This is a genomic window from Pseudomonas sp. P5_B2, from assembly GCF_056400445.1.
The window spans coordinates 1-10,074 of sequence record NZ_JBFULH010000141.1 but is presented as its reverse complement, the minus strand read 5'-3'; the positions used below and the strand labels follow the sequence as shown (position 1 = coordinate 10,074).

Genomic DNA, 10,074 nt, shown 5'->3' with positions numbered 1-10,074 from the left:
GGGCAAGTCCCCTCACCACACAAGCCCGCCCACAGGGTCTACCTAACTCCTTAGGACGTCGCCATGACCTTCATCACCGAAATCAAAACCTTCGCAGCCTTGGGCAGCGGTGTCATCGGCAGCGGTTGGGTGTCCCGCGCCCTCGCCCATGGCCTCGACGTCGTCGCCTGGGACCCCGCGCCCGGTGCCGAAGCCGCCCTGCGCAAACGCGTCGCCAATGCCTGGGGCGCACTGGAGAAACAAGGGCTGGCACCGGGCGCTTCTCAGGATCGCCTGCGCTTTGTCGCGACGATTGAAGAATGCGTTCGCGATGCTGACTTCATTCAGGAAAGCGCCCCCGAACGCCTCGATCTGAAGCTGGAACTGCACAGCAAAATCAGCGCGGCGGCCAAACCCAACGCCTTGATTGGTTCCAGTACCTCGGGCCTGTTGCCCAGCGAGTTCTACGAAAGTGCAACGCACCCGGAACGCTGCGTAGTCGGCCACCCGTTCAACCCGGTTTACCTGCTGCCGTTGGTGGAAGTGGTCGGCGGCAAAAACACCGCGCCTGAAGCGGTTCAAGCGGCAATGAAAGTGTATGAATCCCTGGGCATGCGTCCGCTGCACGTGCGCAAGGAAGTGCCCGGATTTATCGCTGATCGCCTGCTCGAAGCACTCTGGCGTGAGGCGCTTCACCTGGTGAACGACGGCGTTGCGACTACCGGTGAAATCGATGACGCGATTCGGTTTGGTGCGGGTTTGCGCTGGTCGTTCATGGGCACGTTTCTGACCTACACGCTGGCCGGCGGCGACGCCGGGATGCGCCACTTCATGGCGCAGTTCGGACCGGCGTTGCAGTTGCCGTGGACCTACCTGCCAGCGCCGGAGCTGACCGACAAATTGATTGATGATGTGGTGGATGGCACCACTGATCAGTTGGGCACGCACAGCATTTCGGCGCTGGAGCGCTATCGTGATGATTGCCTGCTGGCGGTGCTTGAGGCGGTGAAGACCACCAAAGAGAAGCATGGGATGGCCTTCAGCGAATAACCCATCAGCAGGTCTGGCCCCTTCGCGAGCAAGCCCGCTCCCACATTGGTTCTGCGTTGTGAAATAGACAGTGTTCACACCACAAACCCCCTGTGGGAGCGGGCTTGATCGCGAAGACGACGGTCCAGTCACCATTAATTCTGGAACAGATATCATGCCCGCCCTAACCACCTACCAAACCCGCATCATCCCCGACTGGGTCGACTACAACGGTCACCTGCGCGACGCGTTCTACCTGCTCATTTTCAGCTTCGCTACCGACGCGCTGATGGATCGCCTGGGCATGGACAGCAACAACCGCGAAGCCAGCGGCCATTCGCTGTTTACCCTCGAACTGCACCTCAATTACCTGCACGAAGTGAAGCTCGATGCCGACGTCGAAGTGCATACGCAGATCATTGGCCACGACAGCAAACGCCTGCACCTCTATCACAGCCTCCACTTGGTGGGCGATGACAAGGAACTGGCCGGCAACGAGCAGATGTTGCTACACGTTGACCTTGCCGGGCCACGATCCGCACCGTTCAGCGAACTGTCGCTGAGCAAGCTGCAAGCCATCGTTGCCGAGCAAACCGACCTGCCCACCCCCGACTACATCGGCCGAGTGATCGCTTTACCCCCAAAAAAATAATAAGGAGATCGCCATTGAACACCGCCACTGCTTTTGCCGACTTCCGTACTTATCCGTTGATCAGCGCGCTCGTTGGCGTGCAATCCTTGGCGGACAGAATTCTGGTGAAGTGGGCCGATCATCGCGCCAGCCCCTTTCATCACCAATGGTTGCGGGACAATTGCCCGTGCCCGCAATGCGTCTATAGCGTGACGCGCGAGCAAGTGCTGGAAATCGTCGATGTCGCGCAAAACCTGATACCGAGCGGGGCAAGCGTCGATATTGAAGGTTGTCTCAGCATCGAGTGGGAAGATGGCCACCTCAGCCGCTTCGACCCCGGCTGGTTGCGCGCCCACGCCTATGACGATGAGTCCCGTGCCGAGCGCCGCCTCGCCAAGCCAAAGGCTCAGCTTTGGCGCAGCGATTTGCAGTTGCCGGTGTTCGATTACCAGGCGTTGATGAACGACAATAACGCTCTGCTGCAATGGCTACTGGCGGTGCGCGATATCGGCCTGACTCGGGTGCGCGGCGTGCCGACTGAGCCGGGTTCACTGAAACTGATCGCCCAGCGGATTTCCTTCATCCGCGAGAGCAATTTCGGTGTGCTGTTCAACGTGCAATCCAAGGCCGATGCCGACAGCAACGCCTATACAGCTTTCAACCTGCCATTGCACAGCGACCTTCCGACTCGGGAGCTGCAACCGGGGCTGCAATTTCTGCATTGCCTGGTCAATGACGCCGACGGTGGCGAGAGTATTTTTGTCGACGGTTTTGCCATCGCCGAAGCCTTGCGCAATGAGGATCCCGAGGCGTTCCAAAGCCTCTGCGAAATCCCGGTGGAGTTCCGCAACAAAGACCGTCACAGCGACTACCGCTGCCTGGCGCCGATCATTGCGCTGGATGCTTTGGGACAGGTGTCGGAAATCCGCATGGCGAATTTCCTGCGCGGGCCGTTTGATGCGCCGGTGGAGCAGATGCCCAAGCTGTACCACGCTTACCGACGGTTCATAGCGATGACACGGGAAGCTCGGTTCCGGGTAATGACGCGGCTCAACCCCGGCGAGTTGTGGTGCTTCGACAATCGCCGCACGCTGCATGCCCGCAATGCGTTTGATCCTGCCAGTGGCGCCCGGCATTTCCAGGGGTGCTATGTGGATCGGGATGAGTTGTTGTCGCGGGTTCTTGTGCTTCAACGCTAAAACCGCGTCATCGTTCTTCGCGCGCAAGCCCGCTCCCACATTCGACCGCATTCTCCTGATAGAGCTGGGTCAAATGTGGGAGCGGGCTTGCTCGCGAAGGCGTCAGTTCAGGCACCCCATACTTCTCTGATTCACAGGCAAAAAAAACCCCGATCAAGCCGTGACAAGATCGGAGCTGAGGAGGGTACTGTCGAGGAGCCGTTGCGCGAGGGTGACCAAACCTTCGTGTTGCCAGCTGAATCCAGTGTGCCCACTCTCTTGATCCGCAAGTTAGCCGAAAACGACCTGTTCATAGGTATCGCGGCCATTGCGACAAATCGCCCTTGCCGCCGCCGCATCCCCCTACGAGAATCGAGCCAAGACACCGTTCCCTGAAGAAGGATTGCGTCATGATGTACGCCGATTTGATCGACCAGGAAGACCTGTTGGGCCAGCTCAAGGCGCTGGGATTCGCAGTGCCCCCGGGCGCTACTGCCGAGCAGGCTTGCGAATGTGCGGTACGAGGCTTAAACAACGAAAGGGCAATTGAACTGCGGACCATGGTCAAGCAGATGTACACCAGCAGCGCGACCATCCTGCCGGCTGTGCGTCAGGCCATTGATCGGCAGTTGTTGCCGGCATTGGCGGAGTATCAGCAAAGCCGTAGCGCCTGATAGATCCAATCGCGAGCAGGCTCGCACCCACATTGACCGAGTTCTCTCAAGGGAATGCGGCCAACTGTGGGAGCGAGCCTGCTCGCGATGAAGCCAACCCGGTTTAGAGCCTTACGCTGGCAAATGTCGACTCATTACGCGCCTGACTCAACGCCGACAACGGCCCGGACAGCGGCGACAGCACCAGTGCTTGCGGCAGCGGCATCATCGCCACCTGTTGCGTGGTGTTGGAACCTACGCGCTCGTCACGCGGTGGAATGCCGAAGTATTCGCGGTAGCACTTGGAGAAGTGCGGCGTGGAAACAAAGCCGCACACCGACGCCACTTCGATGATCGACATCGGCGTTTGCTTGAGCAACTGCCGGGCGCGGATCAGGCGCAGTTTCAGGTAGTAACGCGACGGCGAGCAATGCAGATACTTCTGGAACAACCGCTCAAGCTGTCGACGCGAAACAGCGACGTACACCGCCAGTTCGTCGAGGTCGATCGGTTCTTCGAGGTTGGCTTCCATCAGCGCAACGATTTCCTGCAACTTCGGCTGATTGGTCCCGAGCATGTGCTTGAGCGGCACGCGCTGGTGATCCTGCTCGTTACGGATACGTTCGTAGACAAACATTTCCGAGATCGCGGCGGACAGTTCACGGCCGTGATCGCGGCTGATCAGGTGCAGCATCATGTCCAGTGGCGCGGTGCCGCCGGAACTGGTGAAACGGTTACGGTCCAGGGTGAACAAGCGCGTACTCATGACGACACGGGGGAAGGCTTCCTGCATCGAGGCCAGGCATTCCCAGTGCACGCTGCAATCAAAACCGTCCAGCAGGCCGGCGCAGGCCAAGGCCCAACTGCCGGTGCAGACCGCGCCAAGACGACGCGACTGACGCGCCTGGCTTTGCAGCCATGACACGTGCTCACGGGTGACAGTGCGTTGGATACCGATACCGCCACAGACGATGATGGTGTCCAGGGCCGGTGCTTTGTGCATGGAGCAGTCGGGGGTGATCTGCAGGCCGTCACTGGCCCAGACCTGACCGCCATCGACTGTGATTGTGGTCCAGCGATACAGCTCGCGTCCGGACAATTGGTTGGCCATGCGCAGGGGTTCTACTGCGGAGGCCAGAGAAATCAGCGTGAAATTGTCCAGCAGCAAAAAGCCAATGGATTGAGGCGCACGGTTCTGGGGTTGGGCCCCGGAGTTGAACGTCGTCATCGCGGTATCTCCTCACACAAAGCGGGTGATGGCCTCAGGCGGAGGCTCTTTTTATGGCCATCGTTCTCGGGTGGGAGACGGGCTTTGTAATGACAGAGCAATTGCCATGCCTAAAATTGAATGCGCGTTCAATAACTCCTGAAAACGACGTCGGAATGTGTCTGTATATGACGCGCGTGGCACAGGGAATAAAGTGCCATCAGGCAGAGCAAGTACCCTGCCCCGCTGGTGGTGAGCAAATCGGTAGCACTTGTGGGAACAGGGCTGTGAGGTGCCGGGAACGAGTGTCACCGCAAGCACGGGTGACGGGTGGTCGGGGCGGTTTTGGATCCCTGAGTCTTGCAAAGCCGCTTATCTGTAAGCGACGCGCCAAAAGGTGGCGCGCCTGGAATTCGGTGTTCACTTAGCGCGCAGTTTTGACTGGTAGGGCCCCTTCGCGAGCAAGCCCGCTCCCACATTCGATCTGTGCTGCACACAAAACCATGCTCACTGGAGATCTAATGTGGGAGCGGGCTTGCTCGCGAAGCAGGCAACTCGGTACTACTGGCTCAACACTCTACTGCGCTAACCGCCAACCCACCGCGCGATGTCTCTTTATATTTGTCATGCATATCGGCGCCGGTATCACGCATGGTGCGGATCACCCGGTCCAGCGAGATAAAGTGCTGACCATCGCCACGCAGCGCCATTTGCGCCGCGTTGATAGCTTTCACCGCCGCAATCGCGTTGCGCTCGATGCACGGCACTTGCACCAACCCGCCCACCGGGTCGCAGGTCAGGCCGAGGTTGTGTTCCAGACCGATTTCGGCAGCGTTGCACAGCTGTTCCGGCGTGGCGCCGAGAATCTCCGCCAACCCCGCCGCCGCCATCGCGCAGGCCGAACCGACTTCGCCCTGGCAACCGACTTCGGCACCGGAGATCGAAGCGTTCTTTTTGCACAGAATCCCCACAGCTGCGGCGCTGAGGAAATAATCGACCACGTTGGCGTCAGTCACCACTTCGCTGAACTTCATAAAGTAGTGCAACACCGCCGGAATGATCCCCGCCGCGCCGTTGGTCGGCGCTGTCACCATGCGCCCGCCAGCAGCGTTCTCTTCGTTGACCGCCAGCGCGAACAGGTTGACCCACTCCATGGCGCTCAGGGTCGAACCGATCACATTCGGCTTACCCAGCTCCTGCAAGCTGCGATGCAACTTCGCCGCACGACGACGCACATTCAACCCGCCGGGCAAGATGCCTTCGTGCTTGAGGCCCTGGTCGACGCAATCCTGCATGGCGCGCCAAAGTTTCATCAGGCCGGCGCGGATTTCCTCTTCACTGCGCCAGACTTTCTCGTTGGCCATCATCAATTCAGCCACACGCAGGTTGTGCGTCTGGCACAGGCTCAGCAGCTCGACGGCGCTGGAGAAATCGTACGGCAACTCGGTGCGGTCCAGATCGACCACACCGCTGGACGCCTGGGCTTCATCGACGACAAAACCACCGCCGACGGAATAGTAAGTATCGCGATGCAGCTCGCCGTGATCGCCTTCGACGATCAGGGTCATGGCATTGGGGTGGAACGGCAGGTTTTCATCGATCAGGCGCATGTCGCGGGCCCAGACGAAGGGCACCGACAAGCGACCGTCGAGGAGCAGCGTGTGGGTTTCGCGCAGGGTTGCGATGCGGATGCCGATTTGCGACGGATCGATCGCATCCGGCCACTCGCCCATCAGGCCCATGATCACCGCGTTGTCGCTGCCGTGACCGATGCCGGTGGCGGAAAGCGAACCGTACAGTTGAACTTCGACGCGGCGCACTTGCTCCAGCAAATGCTTCTCCCGCAGTGACTCCACAAAAAGCGCGGCGGCCCGCATAGGCCCCACGGTGTGCGAACTGGAAGGGCCGATGCCGATTTTGAACAGGTCGAAAACACTGATAGCCATTACTGCCGAACTCCTGGATGTGCCGACTCCAGACGCAAAAAGCGCCCAGTGGCGGAGCTGCTACGCTCAAGCTGCAATCCGCCGAGATGGCCGCATCATCAGGCTTTTGTCATGTCATTCGACGTCTCACACCGACGCACTCATGCCCACTAACGCCGCAGGGCGGCGACGCAATGTTTTCTCCGTTTTTTAGCGGATCAGCGGGGAAAAAAGGGCTGAAAAAAGCTGTAAACGACGTCACCGACACTGGATGCGACCCTCCCTGTACTGGTTACGACGCACCCTGTAGGCGTCAGATTTTCACTGGTACATGATCGTATCGACTCGATTGCAAGGCGCCGTGGTAGAGCTGTCTCCAAAACGCCACCCAACCGCAACCTATAAGTGCGGTGGTCCAGTCGGAACACTGCCAAAAAAAACACCAAGGAGTCCATCCATGAAAGGTTCCCCGTCGTTGTTGTTGGCCGCCATGCTGAGTCTGCCGTTACTGGCTCAAGCTGCTGAACCCGCTCAGTGCAGTACCGTAAACTTCTCCGATGTTGGCTGGACCGACATTACCGCGACGACCGCCACCACCAGCGTCGTGCTCAACGCCCTCGGCTACAAGACCAAAACCACGATGATTTCCGTGCCCGTGACCTACAAGTCACTCGCCGATGGCAAGAACATGGACATCTTCCTGGGGAACTGGATGCCGACCATGGAAAATGACATCAAGGCCTACCGCGATGCCGGCACCGTCGATGTCGTGCGCACCAACCTGACAGGCGCCAAGTACACCCTCGCGGTGCCGCAAGCGCTGTACGACAAAGGGCTGCATGACTTCGCCGACATCCCCAAATTCAAGAAAGAACTCGACGGCAAAATCTACGGCATCGAGCCCGGAAACGACGGCAATCGCCTGATCCAGAGTATGATCGACAAGAACGCCTTCGGCCTTAAAGACGCTGGTTTCAAAGTGGTCGAGTCCAGCGAAGCCGGCATGTTGTCGCAGGTCGATCGCGCGCAGAAGCGCGACACCGCCGTGGTCTTCCTCGGCTGGGCCCCCCACCCGATGAACAAGCGCTTCAAGATCCAATACCTGACCGGTGGTGACGACTTCTTCGGCCCCGACTTCGGCGCCGCCACCGTGGCAACCAACACCCGCAAGGGTTACACCCAGGAATGCAGCAACGTCGGCCAACTGCTGAAGAACCTGGAATTTACCGTCGACATGGAAAGCGCTCTGATGGGCAACATCCTGGACGACAAGATGAAGCCTGACGCGGCCGCCAAGGCCTGGCTTAAAAACAATCCACAGGTCCTCGATACCTGGCTCGCTGGCGTGACCACCATTGACGGTAAACCAGGCCTGGATGCCGTGAAAGCCAAGCTCGCACAGTAAATCGCTTACGCCGGGCAGCTTCGGCTGTCCGGGCTGTTTATTCCTTGCATGCGGACGTTCACTACCATGCTGATTGATCAGAAAATCCCTTTAGGCCAGTACATCGCAGGCTTCGTTGAATGGTTGACGCAACACGGCGCCAACACCTTCGACGCAATCGCGATAACACTGGAAACGATGATCCACGGCGTGACTTTTGCGCTGACCTGGTTCAACCCGCTGGCATTGATCGGCCTCATCGCGCTACTGGCGCACTTCATTCAACGAAAATGGGGACTGACGGTTTTCGTCGTCGCCTCCTTCCTGCTGATCCTCAACCTGGGGTACTGGCAGGAAACCATGGAAACCCTCGCCCAGGTGCTGTTCGCCACCCTGGTCTGCGTGGTCATCGGCGTGCCGTTGGGCATCGTCGCCGCGCACAAACCGATGTTCTACACAATGATGCGTCCGGTGCTCGATCTGATGCAGACCGTGCCGACCTTCGTGTACCTCATTCCTACCCTGACCCTTTTCGGTCTGGGTGTGGTCCCGGGTCTGATCTCGACGGTGGTGTTCGCGATTGCCGCGCCTATCCGCCTGACATACCTGGGCATTCGCGATGTTCCCGCAGAACTGATGGATGCCGGCAAAGCCTTCGGCTGCTCGCGCCGTCAACTGCTCGCTCGCATCGAACTGCCTTACGCCATGCCAAGCATCGCGGCCGGCATCACCCAGTGCATCATGCTGTCGCTGTCGATGGTGGTGATCGCGGCACTGGTGGGCGCCGACGGCCTGGGCAAACCCGTGGTCAACGCACTGAACACTGCTGATATCGCCCTGGGCTTCGAAGCGGGCCTGGCGATCGTATTGCTGGCGATCATGCTCGACCGTATCTGCAAACAACCCGACGCTAAAGCAGGGGGTGACGCATGAGCATTATTCGCTTCGAAGACGTCGACGTAATCTTCTCCAAAGACCCGCGAGAGGCGCTCAAGCTTCTCGACCAAGGCATGACCCGCGACCAGATCCTGAAAAAGACCGGGCAGATTGTCGGCGTTGAAAAGGCCAGCCTGGACGTCGAAAAAGGTGAAATCTGCGTACTGATGGGCCTTTCCGGCTCGGGCAAATCCAGCCTGCTGCGCTGCATCAACGGCCTCAACACGGTCAGCCGTGGCAAGTTGTTTGTCGAGCACGAAGGCAAGCAGATCGACATTGCCTCCTGTACCCCGGCAGAGCTGAAAATGATGCGCACCAAGCGCATTGCGATGGTGTTCCAGAAGTTCGCCCTGATGCCTTGGCTGACGGTGCGCGAGAACATCAGTTTCGGCCTGGAAATGCAGGGTCGCCCGGAAAAAGAACGGCGCAAACTGGTGGACGAGAAGCTGGAACTGGTGGGCCTGGCCCAGTGGCGCAACAAGAAACCCGATGAGCTCTCCGGCGGTATGCAGCAAAGGGTCGGCCTGGCCCGCGCCTTGGCGATGGACGCCGACATTCTGCTGATGGATGAACCGTTCTCGGCCCTCGACCCGTTGATCCGCCAAGGCCTGCAAGACGAACTGCTGGAGCTGCAAAACAAGCTCAGCAAAACCATCGTGTTCGTGAGTCACGACCTCGATGAAGCCCTGAAGCTCGGTAGCCGTATTGCGATCATGAAAGACGGCCGGATCATTCAATACAGCAAGCCGGAAGAGATCGTGCTGAACCCGGCGGACGACTACGTACGGACCTTCGTCGCGCACACCAATCCGCTGAACGTGTTGTGCGGCCGCAGCCTGATGCGCACGCTGGACAACTGCAAGCGCATCAACGGTTCGGTCTGCCTCGATCCGGGCGGCGATTCGTGGCTGGACCTGGCCGAAGGCAACACCATCACAGGCGCCCGCCAGAACGGCGCGAGCATGGACCTGCAGAACTGGATTCCGGGGCAAGCGGTTGAAGGCCTGGGACGTCGGCCAACACTGGTGGACTCGAACATCGGCATGCGCGATGCGCTGCAGATTCGTTATCAGACCGGCAATAAACTGGTGCTGCACGACAACCAGAAAGTGGTCGGGATTTTGGGTGACAGCGAGCTGTATCACGCACTGC

The 10,074-nt window shown here is 59.3% G+C and carries 9 protein-coding genes; 7 read left to right on the top strand and 2 right to left on the bottom strand.

The annotated features are described in order from the left end of the window. Positions 1-63: 63 nt before the first annotated feature. The 4 genes from AC1DRJ_RS13550 to AC1DRJ_RS13535 all read left to right on the top strand — a co-directional run bounded on the left by AC1DRJ_RS13550 (position 64) and on the right by AC1DRJ_RS13535 (position 3,491). Positions 64-1,029 carry an L-carnitine dehydrogenase gene (locus tag AC1DRJ_RS13550; protein WP_477802600.1) on the top strand — a complete coding sequence of 322 codons (966 nt, stop codon included), beginning with the start codon at positions 64-66 and terminating at the stop codon, positions 1,027-1,029. A 154-nt stretch (positions 1,030-1,183) separates the two neighbouring features. Continuing rightward, positions 1,184-1,660 (top strand): thioesterase family protein, encoded by a 477-nt coding sequence (locus tag AC1DRJ_RS13545; protein ID WP_477802599.1) that lies wholly within the window; start codon positions 1,184-1,186, stop codon positions 1,658-1,660. A 14-nt stretch (positions 1,661-1,674) separates the two neighbouring features. Continuing rightward, entirely contained in the window at positions 1,675-2,838 is a 1,164-nt protein-coding gene (locus AC1DRJ_RS13540; RefSeq protein WP_477802598.1) for a gamma-butyrobetaine dioxygenase, read from the top strand. A gap of 389 nt (positions 2,839-3,227) precedes the next feature. Further along, positions 3,228-3,491, top strand: coding sequence for a hypothetical protein (locus AC1DRJ_RS13535; protein ID WP_007947768.1), 264 nt, complete (start codon positions 3,228-3,230; stop codon positions 3,489-3,491). A 103-nt stretch (positions 3,492-3,594) separates the two neighbouring features. On the opposite strand, the gene gbdR is transcribed toward AC1DRJ_RS13535, so the two are convergent. Next, positions 3,595-4,698 carry a choline metabolism transcriptional regulator GbdR gene (gene gbdR, locus AC1DRJ_RS13530; protein ID WP_150780568.1) on the bottom strand — a complete coding sequence of 368 codons (1,104 nt, stop codon included), beginning with the start codon at positions 4,696-4,698 and terminating at the stop codon, positions 3,595-3,597. A gap of 548 nt (positions 4,699-5,246) precedes the next feature. Then, complete coding sequence (locus tag AC1DRJ_RS13525; protein WP_477802597.1) at positions 5,247-6,623, bottom strand: L-serine ammonia-lyase; 1,377 nt, start codon at positions 6,621-6,623, stop codon at positions 5,247-5,249. Positions 6,624-7,059: 436 nt separating this feature from the next. Here AC1DRJ_RS13525 and AC1DRJ_RS13520 point away from each other — a divergent pair, with 436 nt between their 5' ends. The 3 genes from AC1DRJ_RS13520 to choV form a co-directional block, all read left to right on the top strand. Further along, positions 7,060-8,007 (top strand): choline ABC transporter substrate-binding protein, encoded by a 948-nt coding sequence (locus AC1DRJ_RS13520; protein ID WP_477802596.1) that lies wholly within the window; start codon positions 7,060-7,062, stop codon positions 8,005-8,007. A 66-nt stretch (positions 8,008-8,073) separates the two neighbouring features. Then, complete coding sequence (gene choW, locus AC1DRJ_RS13515; protein ID WP_477802595.1) at positions 8,074-8,919, top strand: choline ABC transporter permease subunit; 846 nt, start codon at positions 8,074-8,076, stop codon at positions 8,917-8,919. Further along, a partial coding sequence (choV, locus tag AC1DRJ_RS13510) for a choline ABC transporter ATP-binding protein (protein ID WP_477802594.1) occupies positions 8,916-10,074 on the top strand: 1,159 nt, incomplete at its 3' end. The genes choW and choV, both read left to right, overlap by 4 nt.